Genomic DNA, 20,786 nt, shown 5'->3' with positions numbered 1-20,786 from the left:
TCGCTGCTGCCGATAACTCGTATGGTTTTGACCAATATTGTCTTGAGCTAAGAGCGGAGCTAGGCTAGAATCGGCTTGATGGCTAGGCATGAGTTTTGAAACGGAGGTGAGTCCAAACTGGAAAGCAGCAGACAAGAGGTGAGTTTAGATGGGAATTCCGGTTATTTTCAATAACGGCGAAGAAAAGAACGTGCCGTCATATATGCTTGACTACCTGATCCGGGAAAAGAAGATTGTCGCTTTTCTGAGATCTTCGGGGTGGGTTCAGATCGGGCGCGATCCTATACGCAAGGCGCAGCAACCGCTGACCAGGTCCGGCGAGAGATGGAGTGATTTCCTTTTCAAGAGGAACCAGGCCTAGCAAAAGTAATTTCCTATCTGATTTAAAATCCTTTACACATAGGGCATCAGGCCAATGGTCACGTTACTATCGGCGCCGCGCTGGGAAGTTTCAGGCGAGTTTGACATTCAGGGGATGCTGCATAGAATCGTAAAGGGTTTTCATTGTAAGATAGAGATGACAGACAAGTCAGAGGACTGGGCGCTGTAGTAATTGAACGCGCAGGGGCTCTGTCGGCAACCCGCCCATACGCGAAGTCTCTTTGACTCTTTGGTGCGTTAGGGCGGCAGGAGGATGTCATGGGGACAAACATAGAGCATGACGAAAGCGGATTCACCTGTGAATGCGGTCTGCGTAATGATTATCCTAACTATGTACAGGCCCACTGGAGCGTGAAGCTGGCTTATACCTGTGCCTGCCACAGACAGTATATTCTTTACAAAGGGACCGTTGTGAAGACCTCGCGGGAAACCCCCGAGGTATACGACAGCGAAGCTTTCGGCGATTAGAACCGGCTGCAACTTGCTCCCTGCATCATAATTCGTCCTTTGATCACCTAACGGCGCCTTCTGCGGCGTTGTCTCCCCTTCAAGTAGAAAAGGGCCGGTGCCATCGTCTTCCGCAACGGCACCGGCCCTTCTTTTCTCTCTGAATTTCTCTTTTTTTGCTTCGTGCTCCTGTTGTTTGGCTACCCTTTTGCAGATTGCTGTTGCGGAGTGATTTAGCCAGCACCAGTCAGGCCGGCAGATGCCGTTTCAGCTACTTAGCTAACGGCACGGTGACGGTCCGTTGACATTTTGTCAAAATCACCACCACCAAAGGGTGGAAGTGAGCTAGGTAGCACCACAGGTGCCATAGGAAAGACACGATGAGCATTCAGCCTTTACAGGGGGCAATGACGCCCGCTACAGCTTCAGCGATACGCAGTGCCAACAAGCGGGGCGGCGGGAGATCCTCCTTCGACGCCCTGCTCGATGCGATAGACGGGCCTCGGGAGGGGGAAACGGTGGCGGCACCACAGGCCGCGGCCGAACTGCTCCGCATCGAGATGATGCAAAGCTCCCTCTCGTTATCGGGGGATGCTGCCGAGTCCCCCGGGGCCGAAACCCGGGCAGTGGAAAACTTTTTGGCGAATCTGCGCGGCGCCAAGGAATTCTCCCGTGGACAGGCATGTGCCGCTGCGGCCCCTTTTGCCGCACCCGTTGAGACGCAGCCCAAGGCCTCCATGTCCGTAGCGGGGGACGAACTTGACTCCATCGGCGCGACCGCGGCGCAGTACCTCGGCACCCCCTATCGCTTCGGCGGGGAAGGAACTGCGGGTATCGACTGTTCCAGCTTCGTGCAGCATGTCTACCGCGAGCACCAGGTCGATCTTCCCCGGACCGCCCGGGAGCAGATCAACGTCGGCGTCGACGTCGCCAAGGGTGACCTGCGCAAGGGTGACCTAGTCTTTTTCCAGACCTACGCCTCCTATCCCTCACATGTCGGGATCTATCTCGGGGACGGCAAGATGATCCATGCCTCGTCGGGGAAGGGGGAGGTTACCATTTCGGACATGAACAGCGGCTACTATCGTCCTCGTTATCTAGGCGCCAGGCGTGTCGTCTGATGGGCCCGTGCCGGCGCCTGCGGCCGGTGCCAGTTCCAGCTCTCCCCGTTTCCAGCAAACTCCCCTTTATGCTCTGCTGATTCCACGGGCATTCAGCAGGTAACGGTCCAAGCAGTCCAGGCTGTATCCGGCTCGGTTTCCAACCGATCCATCCCTAGCACGCAAAAAGGGGCGCACACCGCAAGGTGCCGCCCCTTCATTTCTTTGTGCTCCAGGATCGTCATGCCTATTCGGCGTGGCGCTTCACCCAAAGCACGTATCGATCCATCCACCCCTGCAGGAAACGAACGGTGTCCGCGCTGGTGATGTTGCCTGCCTCGTCGAAGAAGCCTTCCTTTACCTGGATGAACACCTCCGGCTGTCCCATCGTGGGGGCGTCGAGGTAGGCCAGGCAGTTGCGCAGGTGCTGTTGCGCCAACGCGGTACCGATGGTCCCGATGGACGCTCCCAACACCCCGGCGGGTTTGCCGGTCCAGGCGCTGTCCCCATACGGGCGCGAGGCGTTGTCGATGGCGTTCTTCAGAACCCCAGGGATCGAGCGGTTGTATTCAGGGGTGACGAAGATGACGCCCGAGGCGGCCCTGACCTCGTTTTTGAGCCGGACGACGGATGCAGCCTGGTTTGCGTCTTGGTCCTGGTTGTACAGCGGCAGGTCGCCTATCTCCAGTTGCTTGAAAGAGAACTCGCTCGGCCCCAACTTTATGAGCGCCTGGGCAAGCTTTCTGTTGATCGAGTCCTTGCGAAGGCTTCCTACAATAATTGCTATCTGGTACTGGCTCATGTCTGTCTCCTCTTATCGTTATAGTCTATGCGTTTGTTGCAGAAGATACGACTATACCAGTTCCAGATCGAAATGCTACCCAACCGCCTTCCCTACAAAGCATCCTGGATGAAGCCAAACAGAACTATCCCTTCGGAAGTGCGAACCTGAAGACAGTTCCTTGCTCTTGGCAGGAGTTAAAAGTCACACTGCCGCCGAGAAGTTTCTCGCCGATGAGCTTCATCGAATAGGTGCCGATGCCCCTGCCGTTTCCTTCCTTGGTGGTGAAGCTTCTCTGAAAGATCCTGTACCGGACTTCCTCCGGAATACAGGTGTCGTTCCAGACGCAGAAAGTGAGAGCATCGGCGCTTTCCACGAACCACGCCTTGACCTTGCCGAACGCATCCGTTGCCTCCAAGCCGTTGGTCACCATGTTGCACATCACCCGCAGCGCCAGAGAGACGTCGGTCCTGATGGACAGTTGAGGCAGTTCCCCAGTCAAATCGAGCGTTTTTCCGATTGCTGCCGAATGGCTGTCGAACATGTTCTTCAGTTCATCCCGCAGTTGCTGCGGTGTTGTTTCCTCCCGCGCCACCCGCAGTTCGCTGATGTCGTTCTTGAAGAGGCATCGCTGGACTTCCATTTCCTTGTACAGCCTCTGGGCCGACTGTTGCAGCACGTTCACCAGCATGGAGTCGTTGCCTTTGGCGTCAAGCAAACGGCTTACTCCCAAAAGCCCGGTCAACATGTTCCCCATGTCGTGGAAGAAGGTTCTCTCCAGCGCGGCTCTCAGTTCCTCAAGTGTTATATCCTGTAGGAAGAGCAGAACGAACTGTCTTCCTTCGATCGTTAGCGGGCTTGCCTTCACCAATAGTGAAAACTCAGCTAATCCACCCCCCCTGTTCGCCGTGACTGCGCATACCCTCTCCTCAGGCTTGTTGTGAGCCAGGGTCGCGGTGATGGCGATGGCGGCGCCGCAGGTAGAGCAGTACCTAGTGGTGCCGCATCCGGACGGCTCTTCGTTGCAATGGACGCAAGCCAACGCTTCGCCCGGGCGCAGTCCCAGCACTGCTCCCGGATCTTCGATCCCGATCACCCGAAGCAGGGAGTCGTTGAGCGCAACCACCTGTCGGTGTTCGTCGAGCACTGCAATCAGCCCGCCTATGCTGTTCAACAATTCATGAATGATCGGGTTACAGGCGACAGTTGCTATTTCTTTCTTCAAGGTGTCAGTGTCTGCCCGCTTTGCCGGAGCGAAATAAGTATCCACCGGTTCCTCCGTGTCATAGAACTGCTGCAGATCCCAATCAGAAGGGGGTTCGAAAAAGCTATGTGAGAAGACAAAAAAGAGTTGTTGTCATAAATCCGTTTCAATTTATTCTCCTTCATAACCATTGTCAATAATATCGCTGCAGGCTTCGACTTTCGCTTTGCAGAGGTCATGTCAATGCCGAAGCTTTTTCTTCTCGTCATCCTGCTCTTCTCTTTGATCCTGTCATCTACTGGCGTCGAACCGCGCCGGATCGGTACCGATGTCAGGGGGGTGATCTCCAGCGGCTACAACAGGCAGGAGGTGACCCGGAACTTTATCGGTAAGGATGTAGCAGGTTTAATCCAGAAGCCGTACATGTCTTGAGACATTGGGGAAGGTCCTGCAGAAGATCGTTGCCTTCGTCGGATTCTGACTGTTGAAGGCGAAGACCGTCACCGTAACGTTCAATCGCAAGGTCGTGCCGTTCAAGCCTGACCTGCCGGAGCGTCTAGACCCGGACAAGCTTCGATAGAAATTAGTATCCTCGCGGGATGCTCGCAGAATCTAATTGCAGCCCAGCAACTGACAGCTTTTGTCACAGGTTGTATTGAACACAACATTTGTGTTGGTGTCCTAGTGGCGAGGGCGTATATTATGGTTGAGCCGTTGAAACCGAGTAAAGCGAGTACGTAAACGGGAGTTGGCGGTACCGGGTTGAAACTCAGAAGATGGCGGTTGTCGTCACTTTCATTGGCGAAGACGAACTGATGATTGTGACTGCATGGAGAGAGAAGAGATGAGATGCCCTACTTGTGATCGAAGTGAACTCATTGAGTCTGTTGAGAACTATCATTATCGCGAATGTGGTCTTGAGAACATCACCCTGAGCGGGATTACCGTTCGGAAATGCCCCGAGTGTGGCGTTGTCATGCCCAAGATTCGCAACATCGAGGGCCTGCATGACTGTATCGCCAAGTTCCTTGTGAAGAAGGAAGAGCGGCTTTTGGCGCCCGAGATCGTGTTCCTCCGTAAGTCTCTGGGCTGGTCCAGTTCCGACCTCGCCAAAAATTTGCAAATCGACAAGACCCAGGTTAGCAAGTGGGAACATGGACGGGTCGAGATGAGTAAATCGAATGAGTTACTTTTCCGTGAAATCATAGCGCGTGGCAAAAAGATCATGGATTACCACCGAGAAGGCGCTGCTAGGAAAGCTGCAACCGTTCTACGACTGTTTGTGGAAATGGGTCAAGACAGAGAGTGGAAACTGGCGGCGTGATCAAGCAGATGTAGAAGCTGAAGAAGGGGCCTACAGGCCCCTTTTCTTTTTCTAAAGGCAGAGCGGAATGTCACATCCTCCCGCCTGAGGCTCTGTGCCTCGTTCTGGCGCAACCCCACCCTGAGCTGGGCTCAGGTTTAGGTCAAGTTCCAGCAGAACATCTCCCAGATATCCTTCCAGCTCTTCCCGATCTCTCCCACCACGGTCGGCTCGAAGCCGCAGTGCATCATGCACTGGGCGCAGCGCGGATCCTTGCCGACGCCGTACTTCTCCCACTGCGTCTTCTCCATCATCTCGGCAAAACTCCCGTAGTGCTCGTCGGTGATCAGGTAGCAGGGGGCCTTCCAGCCGCGCGGGTTCCTGGTCGGGTTCCCCCATGGGGTGCAGTCGAGTTCTTTCGCCCCTTTCAGGAAACGAAGGTACATGGGCGTGGAGAAGAACCGGAAACGCTTGCTCATCTCGAAGACTTCCTCGAACTTCTTCTGGATTTCCCGACGCTCCAGGAAAAGCTTTTCTCCCACCGCCTCGTAGCCGAATCCGGGCGCGACCAAGAAGCCGTCGACCCCGATATCCTTCAGGTGCGAGAAGAGCATCTCTATCTCGATCAGGTCGGTCTCTTTGAAGATGGTGGTGTTGGTGCAGAGCCTGAAGCCCAATTGCTTGGCTTTGCGGATGGCGGACATGGCGATCTTGAAGGTGCCGGGGCGTTCCAGTATCCGGTCGTGGGTCTCCTCCATGCCGTCCATGTGCACGTTGATGACCAGGTTCGGGTGCGGCTTCATGCTGTCCAGCGCCTTTTCTAGCAGCAGCGCATTGGTGCAGAGGTAGATGTGCTTGCCGCGCTCCAGTACCTTTTCGATGAGCTGGAAGATGTGCGGATAGAGAAAGGGTTCGCCGCCGGTTATGGTGACTACCGGCGCCGGGCATTCGTCAACCGAGTCGAGGCACTGCTTCAGTGACATCATCTCCTGAATGGTGTCGGCGTACTCCCTGATCCTGCCGCACCCGGAGCAGGCGAGGTTGCATAGGTGCGTAGGCTCAAGCATCAGTACCAGCGGGTACTTCTCTATCTTGTTCAGCTTGTTGGAAACGATGTACCTGGTCAGATCATAGTTCAATCGCATTGGAAAACGCATGGTAAGTAGGCTTCCTTTATGGCTCTGGATTTTACGGACGAACAAGGTTGCGGGACAAGCCGGAGAAAATCTTCCGCTCAGCCTGTCCCGCATCTGGTGACTCCCGGGGATTTTAAGCTATTTGACCACGGCAAGCTGCGGAGACGTTCCGCTCTCCCCTTTGAGGAATGTTTCGCAGGTGGCGGCGATGCCGGCGGCATCGAGACCAAGGTCCGCCCTCAACTGTGCCTGGGTCCCCTGCTCAATGAAGCGGTCGGGTATGCCGATCCTCTTGATCCGGACCGCGTTCAATCCCGCGTCGGAAAGGAGTTCGAGCACGGCGCTGCCGAAGCCGCCCAAAAGCGCGTTCTCTTCGACGGTGACGAGGCAGCCGGTCTTTTTGGCCTGGGCCAAGATCAGCTCGGAGTCGATCGGCTTTATGAAGCGCGCGTTGACCACGGCGGCGAAGATTCCCTTCTGCCTTAGCTGGGCCGCGGCCTCCAGTGCCGGATGGACGGTGGACCCTATGGCGACTATGGTGAGATCGCCGCCATCGATAAGGAGTTCGCCCTTGCCGATGGGAAGCTCCTGCAGCTCATGGTCCAGGGGGACGCCGAAACCGGCGCCGCGCGGGTAGCGCAGCGAGATGGGACGCCCCGAGTAAAGGGCGGTCTTCAGCATGTGCTGCAGTTCGTTCTCGTCTTTGGGCGCCATTACGGTCAGCTCGGGGAGGTGCCGGAGATACGAGATGTCGAAGCTGCCGTGGTGCGTCGGGCCGTCGTCGCCGACGAGGCCTGCGCGGTCGAGCGCGAGGGTGACCGGCAGCTTCTGCAGGCAGACGTCGTGGAAGATCTGGTCGTAAGCACGCTGGGTAAAGGTGGAGTAGATGGCGGCGACCGGGCGGAACCCTTCTACGGCGAGCCCCGCCGCGAAGGTGAGCGCGTGCTGCTCGGCTATTCCCACGTCGAAGAAACGGTCCGGGAAGCGCTCGGCGAACGGCGTCAAGCCGGTGCCGTCGGGCATGGCGGCGGTGATCGCCAGTATCTTCGGGTCTATCTCGCCCAGCTTCACCATGGTGTTGCCGAAGACGCTGGTGTAGGAAGGAGGGGGGAGCTTGGCCGGGGAGGCGCTCGCCGGCTTGGTGGGCGCCACACCGTGGAACTTGTCCGGCATGGTCTCGGCGGGCGGGTAGCCCTTTCCCTTCTTGGTCATCACGTGCAAAAGGATCGGCCCTTCGAGCCGTTTTACGTTTTCCAGCACACCCAGGAGGGTGGGGAGGTCGTGCCCGGCGATGGGGCCGACGTACTCGAAGCCGAGACCCTCGAAGAGGGTGCCGGGGGTGAGGAAACCCTTGAGCGAGTTCTCCGCCTTCTTCGCGAAGTGCAGGATGTTGCCGCCGATGGCAGGGATGTTGGCCATGAGCGCCTCCATCTCCTTCTTGAGGCTGCGGTAATAGCCGCCGGTCATCTTGCGCGAGATGAAGGAGGAGAGGGCGCCGACGTTTTTGGAGATGGACATCTCGTTGTCGTTCAAGACCACTATCAGGTTTTTCTTGAGATGACCCGCCTGGTTCAACGCCTCGAAGGCCATGCCGCCGGTAAGGGAGCCGTCGCCGATGACGGAGATGACGCGGGCCGCATCCTCCTTGAGCCCCTGCGCTACCGCCATGCCGAGCCCGGCGGAGATGGAGGTGGAGGAGTGACCTACGCCGAAGGCGTCGTGGGGGGATTCCGCGCGCTTGGGAAAGCCGCTGATCCCCTTGTAGCAGCGCTGGGTGTGGAAGCTGTCGCGGCGACCGGTGAGGATCTTGTGGGTGTAGGCCTGGTGCCCGACGTCCCAGATGATCTTGTCCTTGGGGGAATCGAAGCAGTAGTGCAGCGCGATGGTCAGCTCGACCGCTCCGAGGTTGGAGGCGAGGTGTCCGCCGGTCCTTGTCACCGTCTCCAGGAGAAAGGCGCGCACTTCTTCGGCAAGGGGAGTCAGTTCCTCGGCATCAAGCTTCTTCAGGTCGTCGGGACCGTTGATCTTGCTTAGCAGTTTGTACATGGATCTCCTTGAGAACCCGTAGCGATATCAATGCAAAAAAAGAAACTCAATGTCCAACGTCTACGGCTTTTGCTTCACCGGTTTACGTAGCCGTTGCTGCGGAACCATTCTACGGCTCGCTCCAGCGCGCCTTCCACGGGACAAAGCGGCAACCCCAACTCGCTCACCGCCTTCCCCGAATCGAAATACATGAACTTCGCTGCCATCTGCACTCCGGCAAGCGGTATCAGCGGCTCTTTCCCGGTCACGGCCGACAGTGCATGGTTCGCATAGGCGGCCATGAGTATCGGATAGTAGGGGAGCTTCACCCGCGGCGCCTTGAGACCGGTGATGCCGGAGAGAATCTCGAATATCTCGGCCAGGGTCAGGTTGCGGTTGCCAAGGATGTACTTTTCCCCGACTCGCCCCTTCTGCGCCGCCAGGATATGACCCCGGGCGCACGCCTCTACGTCTATCAGGTTCAGCCCGGTGTCCAGGTAGGCGGGCATCCGGCCGTTCAGGAAGTCGACTATGATCTTTCCCGTAGGCGTAGGCTTCACATCCATCGGCCCCACCGGGGTCGATGGGTTCACGATCACGAGCGGCAACCCCTTCTCCAGAAACGATTCCGCGGCCCGCTCGGCGAGGAACTTGCTCTTTTTGTAGTCCCCCACCATGTGGCAAAAATCCACCGGGGTGCCCTCGTCGCCGGGGGTGCCGTCGCCGGGGGTGCCCAGGGTCCCGACGCTGCTGGTGTAGACCACCTTCTCGATCCCCGCCGCGAGAGCCGCCGACAGTATGGCCCGGGTCCCTTTGACGTTGACATCGTACATGGCCTGCGGCGTGCGTGTCCAGAGCCGGTAGTCGGCGGCGGCGTGGAACAGCGCCTGACAGCCGCTGAGCGCCTGCACCAGCGCTTCGCGATCGCTCAGATCCCCTTCCCGGATCTCCACGTCGAGCCCGAAGAGGTTGCGGCGGTCCGAGCCGGGCCGGGCCAGCACCCGTACCTCCCAGCCGTCCTTCAACAATTCGCGCACGATGCTCGCGCCGATGAACCCGGTGGCGCCTGTGACGAATGCTTTCATCCGCGCGCTCCGGTCACGGCTGCGTCCTGGTCAGGGTGCGGTAGGTCCCCAGGGCCATGAGCGGGAAGCAGTTGCGGTAGATGTGGTACTTGATCATGAAGTACTTGGGGAACCCGGTCCCGGTGTACTGCTGCTCGTCCCAGGTCCCGTCGCTGTTCTGGGTCGAGATCAGGTACTGCACCCCACGCACCACGGTCGCCGAGTGCATCTCGCCGGCCGCCAGAAGGCTTAGGAGCGCCCATCCCGTCTGGGAAGGGGTGCTCTCGCCGACCCCTGCCAGGGTCCGGTCGTGGTACGACTGGCAGGTCTCGCCCCACCCGCCGTCGATGTTCTGGCGCGACTTGATCCAGTTCACCGCCTTGCGGATGTAAGGCTGATCCATGTCTTCGCCTATGGCGGCCAGCCCGCAAAGGACGGACCAGGTGCCGTAAAGGTAGTTGACCCCCCAGCGCCCCCACCAGGGCCCCTCCGGCTCCTGGTTCTTCTTCAGGAATTCGATGGCGCGCTGCGCCGCAGGGAAGGTGACAGGGTAGTCGAAGGTTCCCATCAGCTCCAGCATGCGGCCGGTCAGGTCCGCGGTTGGGGGATCGATGAGCGCCTCCAGATCGGCAAAGGGGATCTTGTTCAGTACGTGCTTGGTGTTGTCCTTGTCGAACGCCCCCCAGCCGCCGTTCTTGCTCTGCATCCCCAGGCACCAGTTGATGCCGCGCTTGATGGCGGCGTCCATGGCCTTGTGGTCCTTCACCTGGATCCCCTTCAGGGCGATCATGACGAAGCCGGAGTCGTCCACGTCCGGGTACCAGTCGTTCAGGAATTCGAAGGCCCAACCGCCGGCTTCCAGGTTGGGGGACTTGACGCGCCAGTCGCCTGCCCGGGTCACCTCCTTGTCCAGAAGCCACTGGGCCCCCTTCACCAGGGAGGGGTGGTCGGGAGGAACGCCCGCATCCAATAGCGCCTTTAACGCCAGCGCCGTGTCCCACACCGGGGAGACGCAGGACTGCAGCACCAGCTGGTCCTCGGTCTCGATGCAGAAGTTCGCCAGCGCCCTCAACCCCTGTTCCACCGCGGGGTGGTCGTTCCGGTACCCCAGCACGTTGAGCGCAAGGATGGCGTTCAGCATGGCAGGCTGGATGCCTCCCCAGTCGCCGGTCGGTTCCTGGTGCTCCAGCACCCACTCCTCCGCCTTGGCCAGCGCCGTCTTCTTGAACGGGCGCAGCGGGCTCTTCTCGTACACCTTGAGCACGCGGTCGAGACCTAGGAAAAATTTCTCCCAGGTGAAGAGGCCGTCGTTTTTGGCGAAGCTGTAGTCCGCCGCCGTGGGCTGCCGCACGAAGAGTTCCTGTACCCGCGCGGAAGGGGGGACGCGGCGCACCGGGCGGCTGTGCATCACCACGGAAAGCGGGACAATGGTCGCCCTGGCCCAACTGGAGAATTCGTAGATGTTGATGTAGGCCCAGTCCGGCAGGAGGTTCAGCTCAACCGGCATGCTCGGGATCCCCTGCCAGTCGAACTCGCCGAAGAGCGCCAGGAAGATCTTGGTGAAGACGCGGCTCTTGACGACCCCCCCCTGCTCCAGGATGAAGGCGCGCGCCTTCGCCAGGGCCGGGTGGTCCTCCGGGTAACCGGAGAGTTTCAGGGCGAAATAGGCCTCTATGGTGGTAGAGAGATCGCCAGGTCCGCCGTAATAGATGGTCCAGAAACCTTCTTCGGTCTGTTTAGAGAGCAGGTAGGTTGACATCTTGCGCTGGCGCTCAGGATCAACCAGCCCAAGGAAATGGAACAGCATGATGTATTCGGCGGTGATGGTGACATTGGATTCGAGTTCTGCCCACCAATAACCTTTGGGTAGCTGTTCCTGAAAGAAAAAATCGCGGCTTCCTTCAATGGCCACATCCAGGGGGCTCTTAGCCCTGCCCATCTTCCGCTTCCAGATTGAAGCAGGAAGGTGGTGCACCTTTGCTCCACTCTGTTGCTCGACGCTTTGCTCTGGCTCTGCAACGTTACCGTTGAATGAGGTGAGTGCGTTTGATATGGGGTGCTTGAAAGGGGAGGTCACAACGTACTCCTTTCTGTCAGATTGGCTAAAGCTAACAGAGTGTAGCCTCTTTCTCTAATTGTTACAAGTGCCGGAACTTAACACGGTTTTCCTAAAAGGTACACTATTTTTTTGATGGGGGAGAATTTATTTCTTAATGAAAACAATAGTTTGTTCCCTGGTGTTGATTGTGGTGGCTGTGTGTGCTAGGTTGCCTGGTCCTGAGCTTTTGTACACGAAACTGATGAGGTTCTATGAAAGAAACGGCAAAAAGAGGCAGCCTCCTCTTCTCCCTTTCCTCCCGCCGTCCCTGGCTGGTACTGGTTATAGCGTTGCTGCTGTCGGTGCTTTCCTTGTGGCTCACCTACCAGCGCATGGAATTCCTGACCGGCAGGGACGACCTGATGCCGCAGAACACCGCCTTCAATCGCGACTTCCGGGAATTCCGCGCCGACTTCGGCGACATGGAGGAAATAGCGGTCGTCATTGAGGGGAACGACCCCGAGCGGGTGGGCGCCTTCGGCAACCGGCTCTACGACACGCTCTCCAAGGAGCCCAGGTACTTCTCCGACGTCTTCTACCCGTACGCACTCCCCTTCTTCCAGAAAAACGGCCTGCTCTTCATGCCGCTTGAGGACATAAAGGAGCTGCGCAAAAACCTCTCTCTTGCTGCGCCGGCCTTGAAGGCACTCGCCGCATCCCCGTCGGTGCAGACGCTCTTCACCCACCTGACCCGGAGCATGGAGCGCTGTGCCGCAGGGGACGAGTCGCAGCTTCCGAGCGTACTGTTCATGCTGGACAAGCTCGGCGCAGGCTTCCAAAGCTTCGGCGGCGGCAAAGGCGCGCCCCCCTCCATGGAAACCGTCTTCATGAATCCGGACTCCTCCTTCGCCAAGGCGGGGAGGCAGCAGATCCTTACGGTGCTCCCGGTGAGGGATATGCAGGGATTCGTCCCGGCGGCGGGGGCGATACAAAAAGTGCGCGCCGAGGTGGCCAGGCTGAAGGCGCTTCCCGAATTCAAGGGGGTGACCGTCGGGCTCACCGGAACGCCGGTGCTGGAAAACGAGGAGATGGCGACGAGCCAAAACGACATCGCGCTCGCCACCGCGGTCTCCCTGGTGCTGACCGTGATCCTGTTGCTTTTGGCCTTTCGCGGCGTGCTCAACGTGCTGGCCGCAATGGCATCCCTGCTGGTGGCCATCTCGCTTTCCTTCGGCTTCGCCACGCTTGCCGTCGGCCATCTCAACATACTTTCCATGGTCTTCGCCGTGATGCTTATCGGCATCGGCATCGAGTACGGGATTCAGGTCGTGCTCCGTTACCAGGAGGAGTTGAACCTGGGGGCGGGGGAACTGCCGGCGATTAAGACCGGACTGGAAAGAAACGTCTGGGCCATCATCATGGCCGCGGCGACGGTGGCGGCCGCCTTCCTCACCTTCGTCCTCACCGACTTCAAGGGGATAGCGGAACTCGGCATCATCGCCGCGGGCGGGGTCGCCATCTGCGTTCTGGTCACCTTCACCGTCCTTCCCGCCATGCTGGTGCTCCTCTCCCGGCACAGAAAGCCGCACGCGCGGCAAGGGGTGACGCACTTCTCGGAGCACGGCGTCGTTGCGAGGATCGTCTATGGCCGCCCCAAGCTCGTCATCGCGGTCACCGCTTTTTGCTGCCTGGCATCCCTCTACCCCCTTTCCCGGATCGCCTTCGATTACAACCTGATGAACCTGCAGGCCGAGGGGCTTGAGTCGGTGACTTACGCCTACAAGCTGATGAAGAGCAAGGAAAACAGCGGCTATTTTGCCGTGGTCACCGCGAAGAACGAGGCGGAGGCGCGGGAGAAGAGCGCGCGGCTGGAAGCGCTGCCGACGGTGGATCACGTGGTGAGCCTGCATACCCTGGTGCCGGACCGCCAGCGGGAAAAGCTCGCCGAGCTGGCGGCCATAAGGAGCGAGCTTGCCGACGTCAAACCGGCCCCATACGAGGAAGAGCTCTCGCTCATGGAACTGCCGACCGTTTTCGAGAATTTCAGGAACGCGGCGGTAGCGCTCAAGGGGAAGCTGGAAAAGGAGCGCCGTCCCGAGGCGAAGCAGGTCTCCTCCTTCGTGGCCATACTGGACAAGTTCTTCGCGGGGCTGGAAAAGGAGCGGGACAAAAACGCCGTCGGCATGCTGCAGGAGTTCCAGGGGGGGATGTTCCGCGAGCTGCCGCAGAAGATAGAGGCATTGAAGCAGAGTCTGGACGCCTCGCCGGTCACCGAGGCCGACATCCCGGCGGAGCTCCGTTCGCGGTTCGTGGGGAAGAGCGGCAGGCTCTTGCTGCAGGTAGCGCCCAAGTGGGAAATCTTCAACCGCGAGCCGCTCGAAGCCTTCCTGAACCAGGTGAAGAGCGTCGATCCGCATGCGACCGGGCAGCCGGTGATGGTGTACGAGTCCATGACCATCATGCGCGACGCCTACCGGCTCGCCTTCATTTACGCCTTTGCCGCCATCGTAGTGATCCTGCTGGTCGCCTTCAGGAGCGTCAAGTTCGCCGCCATAGGTCTCATCCCGCTGATCGTCGGCGTCTTGTTCATGGTGAGCGGCATGTGGCTTTTCGGGATCGACTTCAACTCCGCCAACATCATAGTCATGCCCTTGGTGCTGGGGATCGCCGTCGACTCGGGGATCTACATCATCAACCGCTTCCGGCGCGAAGACGGGAGTGCCGCGGCGGTCGTTCTGAGCAGCACCGGGGTCGGGGTTCTGCTCAACACCCTCACCATCATGGCCAGCTTCGGCGCGCTCATGGTGGCGCATCATCAGGGGGTTTTCAGCATCGGCGCCGTCATGTCGCTGGGGATGGTCGCCTGCCAGCTGGCCTTTATGGTCACCTTACCGGCGGTGCTGACCCTAGCCGGTAAAAGATGATCAACATCAGTCAAAACCCCTCACAAGGAGACAATCTGAGGAAATCTGAGCAAAAGCGGGAGAGAAGCTAAAACCTAAAACCATTAGTCACGGAGAAAACCTGAGAGAAGCCAAGCTTAAGCATGGGATTGTGAGAACAACATCAGATGTTTTGGGTTTTGCTTTTCCCAAAAAAAAGTTTTCTCAGTGTTTGGCTTTTACTCAGATTTTCTCAGATGTCCTCCTTGCTAATGGTTTAAAGGTTTTTGACGTTCTCAGATTTTCTCCGTGGCTAATGCTTTTGAGGTTTGAATGGCAAAGAATGAATCATTACGCGGCGCGGTGCCTTTATCTCATTTTTACCTGAGACAGAGGGTGCGCCCGGGTGACCGGGCGCTGGACGCTACCTGCGGCAACGGGTTCGATACGCTGCTCCTGGCGGAGCTTGCCGGGGAGGGGGGAGAGGTCTGGGCTTTCGATGTCCAGCCCCGCGCCATCGCCGCCACGCGCGCGCTCCTGGAGCGGGAAGGGCGCCTGGCGACCGTTCACCTGTTGGAGGCGGGACACGAACGCGTATCGGAGTTCGTCCCTGTCGGGCTCGCGGCGGCTGTCTTCAACCTCGGGTACCTTCCCGGCGGCGAGACCTCTCTCGTCACGGACCCGGCGCGGACCGTGACGGCGCTTACGCAGGCGGCCAAGCTACTGAAGCCCGGAGGGGTCGTCACCATAGCTTTGTACACCGGCCACGAAGGGGGCCCCGAGGAGGCGCAAGCCGTGCACGAGTGGGGCGCTTCGCTCCCCCCCAGGGAGTACAACGTCTGGTGCAGCCGCCAGTTGAACCGCTCGCCGGTGGCGCCATACCTGGTCCTGGTCGAGAAAATACGAGGATGATCATGCTAAAAGAGCTGCTTCCATTCCTGGTTACCGCGCCGGCTCTAGGCTACGCCGCTTTCACGCTCTACTGCGGTCGCAGCTTCTTCGCAGGGCAAAGGCCCCTTCCCGACCACACCCCTCCCGTCTCCATCCTGAAGCCGGTCAAAGGGGTGGACGGCGACAGCTTCGAAAACTTCGCCTCGTTCTGCCGGCAGGAGTACCCAAAGTTTCAGATCGTCTTCGCCGCTGCCTCTCCTTCCGATCCCGTCATCCCCGTCATCGAGCGGCTCATCGCCGCTTTCCCGCAGGTCGATATCTCGCTGGTCGTGGACGGCGCCATCCACGGCGCGAACTACAAGGTGTGCAACCTGATGCATGTCTACGCGAAGGCCAAGTATCCCCTGCTTATCGTCTGCGACAGCGACATCCGGGTCGACAGCCACTATCTGCGCCGGGTGTGCGCGCCCTTCGCCGATTCCCAGGTGGGGCTGGTGACATCCCTTTACCGCAGCTCCAGCGTGAAAGGGGTCGGCTGCGCCATAGAGGCCCTCGGCTTTTGCAGCGAGATGGTCCCGAACGTCATGGCTGCCGTGAAACTGGAAGGGTTGAGCTTCGCTCTCGGCGCATCCATGGCGCTGCGCCGGGAGGCGCTGGAGCGGATCGGAGGCTTCGAGGCCCTGGTCGACTACCTGGCCGACGACTACCAACTGGGGAACATGATCCACAAAAACGGGTTCCGCCTGGAACTCTCCCCGCACTTCGTTGAGAGCGTCATGCGCGGCGACGAGACGGTATCCGAGGTGATGGCGCGGCAGTTGCGCTGGGGGAGGACCATGCGCGTTTCCCGCCCCGGCGGTTATCTTGCCTCGGGGATAACGCTCCCCTTCCCGGCGGCCCTCTTGGCGCTGCTGCTCTCCGGCTTCACCGCGTCGGGTTGGCTGGCCGCGGCGCTGCTCTACCTGGTGCGATCAGCCGTGTCCGTCAGTTATAGCCGAGCCTTGGTGCGGGACCGGCTGTTGCCGCGCTGGCTTTGGCTCCTGCCGCTGCGTGACGCGCTCGCCTTTGCGGTATGGGCGCTTTCGCTACTGGGAAATCGGGTGCGCTGGCGCGGGGAGCTGTTCCAGTTGGACAAGGGGGGGAAGATACGGCCTCTACGGAAAAGGGGACAGGCTACTTTTTGAAATCAAAAAGTAGCCTGTCCCCCTTTTAGTTTTTAGTTCGCTTTATCTGCGGAAAAGCCAGAGGATGAGCGAGAGTAGCAGCGAGATGATGATGCTGGTGGCGAGCGGAAAATAGAAGGTGAAGTTCTCCTTCTTCACGTAGATGTCGCCGGGGAGCCTCCCCAGCCAGGGGAAGCGGCCGGCGAAGGTGAAGAGCGCGCCGACCGCGGCGATGACGAGCCCGAGTATGATGAGCGATTTTCCCAGTGAAGGCATGTCGTCCCCAACTGTTGAAGGAGGATCGCCCCTCGCCCCATGAGATAGGGGAGGGGGGGAGGGCCACTAGCGACTCGGGGACTATAACTTATTTCCTGACGTACCTTTCCTTCTCGCTGTAGATGCAGCCGCAGTACTTCTGGCGGTACAGCCCCATCTCCTTGGAAAGGTCGATCCCTTCCTGCCAGCCGCTCCTGAAATCCTGGTAGTGGAATTTCACGCCGTAGCGCTCCGCGAGTTTATCACCGAACTCGCGGATCAGTTCCTGGTTTTGGTACCGGCTGTACAGCAAGGTGGACGAGAAGCTGGGGAAACCCATGAGGGCCGCTGTCTTGGCGGTCTCCTCAAGTCTCGACCGGTAACAGTAGGCGCAGCGGGCCTGCGGCTCGCCCGCCACCTGCGACAGGAACTCTTCCAGCCGGTACTCCTCGCGGTAGTGCACCTCCAACTGGACCATCTCGGCGTACTTTTTCAGCGCCGCCATCCGGAGCTTGTACTCGGTGTAGGGATGTATGTTGTGGTTGTAAAAAAAGCCGGTGACATCCACCCCGCTGGACCTAAGCTCCTTCACGGGGTAGATGGCGCACGGCCCGCAGCATATGTGCAGTAATAGTTTCATGGCTTCCTAGGGGCGCGCTCCGCCCGGTGCGCCCAAGAGGTACTTAATTGCGTCTGCCTTTACCTTGGCGAAGGCGGCGGCGTAGGCCGGGCCGTCTACCTGCTCGGGGATGTAGAACCCGCCCAGGATCGGGTTGCTGAGCGACACCTTCCCGGTCTTGCTGTTTACCGCGAGCGTGGCGTTGTTGATGGCGCTTTCCACGTCGCCGTCGAGGGCGCCGTTGCTGAGCCAGTCGATGGAATCATAAATGAGCCGCTTGGTGTAGACCCGGTTGTGGGCGAAGGCGCCGGGATCGTTTTGGAGCAGCCCCGAGTTGAAGAAGGCTCCCATTGTGTTGGCGCCTCCCCCGGGGAAGGCGGCGTTGTAATCCGAGTTCTTGTTCGCCAGGGGGCGCACCTTCGAGCGCGTCGGGTTCAGCGGGTCGACCGGCAGCGTCGCGTCGGTCTTCAGCACGTTGAGCATGGCGATCGCCGCGGCGAAACCTTCTTTCTCGGTCTGCAGGATGGCCGGGCTCAGCGCGTATTGGCCGACGTGGCACTGCGCGCAGGTCCGGCTGGTTATCTCGGCGATTTTACCGGTGCCGTCGAAAGCCACCGGCATGAAGAAGTGGCTGTTGCCGGAGTTCATGTGGCAGGCGACGCAGGGGCCGTCGTTCCCGGTGCCGTGTTCGTTGGCGACGCCGATTTTGTCGTGAAGGAAGTAGGTCGGCACGTAGTCTCGTCCCGCGAACTCGTACCCCCCTTTTCTGAAGAGGACGGCGCCGGCGGCGAAGTCATGCGCGCCGGGGCTATTGGTGTTGCTGAAATCGATCCCTGCGGCGACGGCGTCGTAGATCATGGCCCCTATGCCGCGACCGGTGTGGCAGGGAAGGCAGATGTTCGAGGGGCCGACGTTGGGGTAGGAGGTCGCTTTGTTGTTCAGCTTCACCGTGGGCGAGCTGTTCGAAGAGGAGAAGTTGTAGTAGATCGTCACCGGCGGCACCGCGCGCCTGGCCCAGCTGTAGGCACGGCCTGCGCCGTTGTCGTGGCAGACGTTGCAAGCGGTGACCTCTTTGGTCTTGTCCGGGGAGGGGGTGTCCGCCGGCTGCGCGGCACCCGCAGCGACGGTGCGCGGATAATTCTGCACCACCTCGTACCCCGGCCCGGCGAAGGGACGGACGTCCTGGAAGGCGCTGGTCACGAACTTCACGTAGCCGGTCGAGGTGTGGCAGCGGACGCAGTAGTACTGGAAGGTGGTGCTGGCGGGCTGGTAGCTGCCGCGCGTCTTGAAATCGTACCCGGTCCTCGCCCCGGCGAGGACGTCGGCATGGCCGGAAGCGGCCCAGTCGCGGTTCACGTTCATTGCGGAGCTGGGATCGTGGGGGTTGTGGCAGGCACGGCAGTTCCCCACGTAGTTGGAGCTTACATAGGAAGCGCGGTACTTGTTGTTGGCAAGGCTCGCGGTCATGTTGCCGAAGTGTTGCGGCGCCCGCGCCACCATGACGTCGCCCGGATGGGAGAGCCCGTGGCACTTGCCGCACTTGCCAGCCTGGTCCGGGTTCTTGGTCACGCCGAAGCCTCCGCCGCCGTGGCACTTGCTGCAGGTGTTGGGGTGTCCCGCGTCCGGTTCGTGGCAGTCGGCGCATCCGGCCCCGTTTTTCAAGTTGTGGGCGGAAGCACGCCATTCGTCGGCGATGACGGCCCCGGTCCCCGGGGAGGTCATGGTGCCGTGGCAGCTTAGGTTCATGCACCCCTGCGAGGCCGCCAGCTTGGAAATGGGGACCCCGTTGTCGCTGGTGCCGCCGCCGCAACCGGCGACCAGCACCGGAACAAGGAAGAGGAAAAGGAGACTTTTTAGCCGCATAGCATGACCTCCGGGAGATTTCGACGCTACCTTATAGCACTTCCCAAAGTAAAAATGTAGTTAAAAAATGAAGATCAGCTCACCAGAGGAAAGCAATTACTCTCACAGCCTTTTGTTAAGTTGACTTCACATCAGCAATATTGTAATAATCTACTCTCGTTTCTTCCTGCTCTTTCTATGCACTTTCTTGAATAGGGCGAATTGTTATTTATTAGTTTATTCTTATCGTAATGATGCTTTTTAATACTGCAGGAGACCACCATGTTCTTAAAGAAACAAACAGCAGCAGCCGTACTCACCCTGGGGTTTGTTCTTTCCCCTCTGCTTGCTCCCAACCGCGCAGAGGCGATACCGGCCTTCAGCCGGCAGCACAAGACGGAGTGCTCCACCTGCCACACCATTTACCCGGAATTGAACGAGTTCGGCGATGCCTTCCTGAAGAACAGCTACGTCTGGCCCGGCGCCAAAAAAGGCGCGCAGGCGGCTGCAGCACCGGCGCCTGAGGCGAAGCCCGGCAACGAGTGGTCACGGATCTCGGGGCTTCCCGAACAGATCCCCATCTCCTTGACCGGCACCGCTGACTTCGCCTACGACGACAAGGCCTTCGACGGCAACAAGACGGATCTTTCCACGAGGTCGCTCCGGCTCCATGCCGGCGGCTCCTTCCGGGAGCAGGTCGGCTTCTTTGGGACCTACAACCTGTACACCCAAGGGCAGCAGCGCAACAGTCCGGCCCCCGTCGCCGGCGACAACAGCAGTCCGGCAAACAGCGCCAACACCCCTCCCAACAACACGCCGAATATAAACGAGCTGTTCCTGGTCTGGCGCCATGCGCTCGACACGCCGATTAACCTAAAGATCGGGCGCTTCGAGCCGAAACTCTCTCTTTGGAAGAAGAGCAACCGCGTGGTCACCGTCCCCTCTTACGCCTCCACCACCTACCTGGTCGGGAACTCCCCCTTCAGCATCGACGTCCCCGAGGACGGGGTGGAGCTGAACGCGCTTTTGGGCAACCGCATCTTTGCCGCCGGCGGCCTGGTGGACAGAAACGGCCAGAACCAGAAGGACGGCTACGCCCATCTCTCCGTGAAGCTCGGCGGGACTGATTTCAAAGGGCACGAGCCCGAACTGGAGCTGGAGGGGGAGAGCATCTGGGACTACCTCACCATCACTACCGGCGTCTTCGGCTACTGGGGGCGCAACGGCAGGTTCGATAACCTGGGCGTGGCTGAGAACCTGAACAACTTTCGCCGCACCGGCGCGGAGATGGACATCCTTTACAAGCGTTTGCACCTCAAAGGGAGCGGCAGCTTCGGCCGTGACACGAATCCCATGCTGGACCTGACGAGGACCGCCGTGGACAGCCGCGCCTACACCTTCGAAGGGGAGTACTATCTGGGCGCGCCGATAAAGCTGATTCCGCTTCTGCGCTATGAGTACCAAAGAACCGCCGAGGGCGGGACCTCGCGTTACATCCCCGCCATAGCCTACGCGCCGCTGCAGAACACCAGGCTCACCCTGGAGTACCTGTTCACCGACGCCCCAGACGGCATCAGCAGGATCGCGTTCGCCTCGGTCGCCTTCAGCCTGTAGGCACCGAAAAGGCAGCAGCAATAGAGCAGCAGGCGGCGCCT

The 20,786-nt window shown here is 59.6% G+C and carries 18 protein-coding genes; 9 read left to right on the top strand and 9 right to left on the bottom strand.

Annotation, left to right across the window (positions count from 1 at the left end; all coding sequences use genetic code 11):
* Positions 1-148: 148 nt before the first annotated feature.
* From GBEM_RS16815 to GBEM_RS16805, 3 genes are all read left to right on the top strand, one after another.
* Positions 149-361 carry a GSU3473 family protein gene (locus tag GBEM_RS16815; RefSeq protein ID WP_012531797.1) on the top strand — a complete coding sequence of 71 codons (213 nt, stop codon included), beginning with the start codon at positions 149-151 and terminating at the stop codon, positions 359-361.
* Between the two features lie 278 nt (positions 362-639).
* The gene (locus tag GBEM_RS16810; RefSeq protein ID WP_012531796.1) at positions 640-849 is read left to right on the top strand and encodes a hypothetical protein; all 210 of its coding nucleotides are present in this window, start codon (positions 640-642) and stop codon (positions 847-849) included.
* 359 nt (positions 850-1,208) lie between these two features.
* The gene (locus tag GBEM_RS16805; protein WP_012531795.1) at positions 1,209-1,949 is read left to right on the top strand and encodes a C40 family peptidase; all 741 of its coding nucleotides are present in this window, start codon (positions 1,209-1,211) and stop codon (positions 1,947-1,949) included.
* Between the two features lie 226 nt (positions 1,950-2,175).
* Here the strand turns inward: GBEM_RS16805 and GBEM_RS16800 are convergent, their stop codons facing one another.
* The gene (locus GBEM_RS16800) at positions 2,176-2,730 is read right to left on the bottom strand and encodes an NADPH-dependent FMN reductase (protein ID WP_012531794.1); all 555 of its coding nucleotides are present in this window, start codon (positions 2,728-2,730) and stop codon (positions 2,176-2,178) included.
* A 124-nt stretch (positions 2,731-2,854) separates the two neighbouring features.
* Positions 2,855-3,979 carry a sensor histidine kinase gene (locus GBEM_RS16795; RefSeq protein ID WP_012531793.1) on the bottom strand — a complete coding sequence of 375 codons (1,125 nt, stop codon included), beginning with the start codon at positions 3,977-3,979 and terminating at the stop codon, positions 2,855-2,857.
* Positions 3,980-4,156: 177 nt separating this feature from the next.
* On the opposite strand from GBEM_RS16795, the gene GBEM_RS16790 reads away from it, so the two are divergent.
* Positions 4,157-4,345 (top strand): hypothetical protein, encoded by a 189-nt coding sequence (locus tag GBEM_RS16790; RefSeq protein ID WP_041262840.1) that lies wholly within the window; start codon positions 4,157-4,159, stop codon positions 4,343-4,345.
* A 397-nt stretch (positions 4,346-4,742) separates the two neighbouring features.
* Positions 4,743-5,237, top strand: a complete 495-nt coding sequence (locus tag GBEM_RS16785; protein ID WP_083770276.1) for a type II toxin-antitoxin system MqsA family antitoxin — start codon at positions 4,743-4,745, stop codon at positions 5,235-5,237.
* Between the two features lie 137 nt (positions 5,238-5,374).
* Here GBEM_RS16785 and hpnH read toward each other — a convergent pair whose 3' ends face one another.
* The 4 genes from hpnH to shc all read right to left on the bottom strand — a co-directional run bounded on the left by hpnH (position 5,375) and on the right by shc (position 11,518).
* The gene (gene hpnH / locus GBEM_RS16780) at positions 5,375-6,373 is read right to left on the bottom strand and encodes an adenosyl-hopene transferase HpnH (RefSeq protein WP_012531791.1); all 999 of its coding nucleotides are present in this window, start codon (positions 6,371-6,373) and stop codon (positions 5,375-5,377) included.
* A 117-nt stretch (positions 6,374-6,490) separates the two neighbouring features.
* The gene (gene dxs, locus GBEM_RS16775; protein WP_012531790.1) at positions 6,491-8,398 is read right to left on the bottom strand and encodes a 1-deoxy-D-xylulose-5-phosphate synthase; all 1,908 of its coding nucleotides are present in this window, start codon (positions 8,396-8,398) and stop codon (positions 6,491-6,493) included.
* Between the two features lie 74 nt (positions 8,399-8,472).
* Entirely contained in the window at positions 8,473-9,462 is a 990-nt protein-coding gene (hpnA, locus tag GBEM_RS16770) for a hopanoid-associated sugar epimerase (protein WP_012531789.1), read from the bottom strand.
* A gap of 13 nt (positions 9,463-9,475) precedes the next feature.
* Entirely contained in the window at positions 9,476-11,518 is a 2,043-nt protein-coding gene (gene shc, locus GBEM_RS16765; RefSeq protein WP_012531788.1) for a squalene--hopene cyclase, read from the bottom strand.
* Between the two features lie 233 nt (positions 11,519-11,751).
* On the opposite strand from shc, the gene GBEM_RS16760 reads away from it, so the two are divergent.
* From GBEM_RS16760 to hpnI, 3 genes are all read left to right on the top strand, one after another.
* A complete protein-coding gene (locus tag GBEM_RS16760) occupies positions 11,752-14,403 on the top strand; it encodes an MMPL family transporter (RefSeq protein ID WP_012531787.1) in 2,652 nt (883 codons plus the stop codon).
* A 291-nt stretch (positions 14,404-14,694) separates the two neighbouring features.
* Entirely contained in the window at positions 14,695-15,273 is a 579-nt protein-coding gene (locus tag GBEM_RS16755; protein ID WP_012531786.1) for a class I SAM-dependent methyltransferase, read from the top strand.
* A 2-nt stretch (positions 15,274-15,275) separates the two neighbouring features.
* Complete coding sequence (gene hpnI / locus GBEM_RS16750; RefSeq protein ID WP_012531785.1) at positions 15,276-16,436, top strand: bacteriohopanetetrol glucosamine biosynthesis glycosyltransferase HpnI; 1,161 nt, start codon at positions 15,276-15,278, stop codon at positions 16,434-16,436.
* Positions 16,437-16,478: 42 nt separating this feature from the next.
* Here hpnI and GBEM_RS16745 read toward each other — a convergent pair whose 3' ends face one another.
* The 3 genes from GBEM_RS16745 to GBEM_RS16735 form a co-directional block, all read right to left on the bottom strand.
* Entirely contained in the window at positions 16,479-16,691 is a 213-nt protein-coding gene (locus GBEM_RS16745) for a DUF2905 domain-containing protein (RefSeq protein ID WP_012531784.1), read from the bottom strand.
* Positions 16,692-16,779: 88 nt separating this feature from the next.
* Entirely contained in the window at positions 16,780-17,310 is a 531-nt protein-coding gene (locus GBEM_RS16740) for an epoxyqueuosine reductase QueH (protein ID WP_012531783.1), read from the bottom strand.
* A gap of 6 nt (positions 17,311-17,316) precedes the next feature.
* Positions 17,317-19,152 carry a cytochrome c3 family protein gene (locus GBEM_RS16735; RefSeq protein WP_012531782.1) on the bottom strand — a complete coding sequence of 612 codons (1,836 nt, stop codon included), beginning with the start codon at positions 19,150-19,152 and terminating at the stop codon, positions 17,317-17,319.
* 261 nt (positions 19,153-19,413) lie between these two features.
* Between GBEM_RS16735 and GBEM_RS16730 the strand changes: the two genes are divergently transcribed.
* Complete coding sequence (locus tag GBEM_RS16730; RefSeq protein ID WP_012531781.1) at positions 19,414-20,745, top strand: cytochrome c; 1,332 nt, start codon at positions 19,414-19,416, stop codon at positions 20,743-20,745.
* Positions 20,746-20,786: the final 41 nt, after the last annotated feature.

This window comes from Citrifermentans bemidjiense Bem, from assembly GCF_000020725.1.
Lineage (GTDB): Bacteria > Desulfobacterota > Desulfuromonadia > Geobacterales > Geobacteraceae > Geomonas > Geomonas bemidjiensis.
This window is presented reverse-complemented; position numbering and strand designations above follow the sequence as displayed.

What these genes read in the sequence shown, in the direction of transcription:
- GBEM_RS16815 (WP_012531797.1), top strand. Translation starts at nt 149, where the DNA reads ATGGGAATTCCGGTTATTTTCAATAACGGCGAAGAAAAGAACGTGCCG.
- GBEM_RS16810 (WP_012531796.1), top strand. Translation starts at nt 640, where the DNA reads ATGGGGACAAACATAGAGCATGACGAAAGCGGATTCACCTGTGAATGC.
- GBEM_RS16805 (WP_012531795.1), top strand. Translation starts at nt 1,209, where the DNA reads ATGAGCATTCAGCCTTTACAGGGGGCAATGACGCCCGCTACAGCTTCA.
- GBEM_RS16800 (WP_012531794.1), bottom strand. Translation starts at nt 2,730, where the DNA reads ATGAGCCAGTACCAGATAGCAATTATTGTAGGAAGCCTTCGCAAGGAC.
- GBEM_RS16790 (WP_041262840.1), top strand. Translation starts at nt 4,157, where the DNA reads ATGCCGAAGCTTTTTCTTCTCGTCATCCTGCTCTTCTCTTTGATCCTG.
- GBEM_RS16785 (WP_083770276.1), top strand. Translation starts at nt 4,743, where the DNA reads ATGGAGAGAGAAGAGATGAGATGCCCTACTTGTGATCGAAGTGAACTC.
- hpnH (WP_012531791.1), bottom strand. Translation starts at nt 6,373, where the DNA reads ATGCGTTTTCCAATGCGATTGAACTATGATCTGACCAGGTACATCGTT.
- dxs (WP_012531790.1), bottom strand. Translation starts at nt 8,398, where the DNA reads ATGTACAAACTGCTAAGCAAGATCAACGGTCCCGACGACCTGAAGAAG.
- hpnA (WP_012531789.1), bottom strand. Translation starts at nt 9,462, where the DNA reads ATGAAAGCATTCGTCACAGGCGCCACCGGGTTCATCGGCGCGAGCATC.
- GBEM_RS16760 (WP_012531787.1), top strand. Translation starts at nt 11,752, where the DNA reads ATGAAAGAAACGGCAAAAAGAGGCAGCCTCCTCTTCTCCCTTTCCTCC.
- GBEM_RS16755 (WP_012531786.1), top strand. Translation starts at nt 14,695, where the DNA reads ATGGCAAAGAATGAATCATTACGCGGCGCGGTGCCTTTATCTCATTTT.
- hpnI (WP_012531785.1), top strand. Translation starts at nt 15,276, where the DNA reads ATGCTAAAAGAGCTGCTTCCATTCCTGGTTACCGCGCCGGCTCTAGGC.
- GBEM_RS16745 (WP_012531784.1), bottom strand. Translation starts at nt 16,691, where the DNA reads ATGCCTTCACTGGGAAAATCGCTCATCATACTCGGGCTCGTCATCGCC.
- GBEM_RS16740 (WP_012531783.1), bottom strand. Translation starts at nt 17,310, where the DNA reads ATGAAACTATTACTGCACATATGCTGCGGGCCGTGCGCCATCTACCCC.
- GBEM_RS16735 (WP_012531782.1), bottom strand. Translation starts at nt 19,152, where the DNA reads ATGCGGCTAAAAAGTCTCCTTTTCCTCTTCCTTGTTCCGGTGCTGGTC.
- GBEM_RS16730 (WP_012531781.1), top strand. Translation starts at nt 19,414, where the DNA reads ATGTTCTTAAAGAAACAAACAGCAGCAGCCGTACTCACCCTGGGGTTT.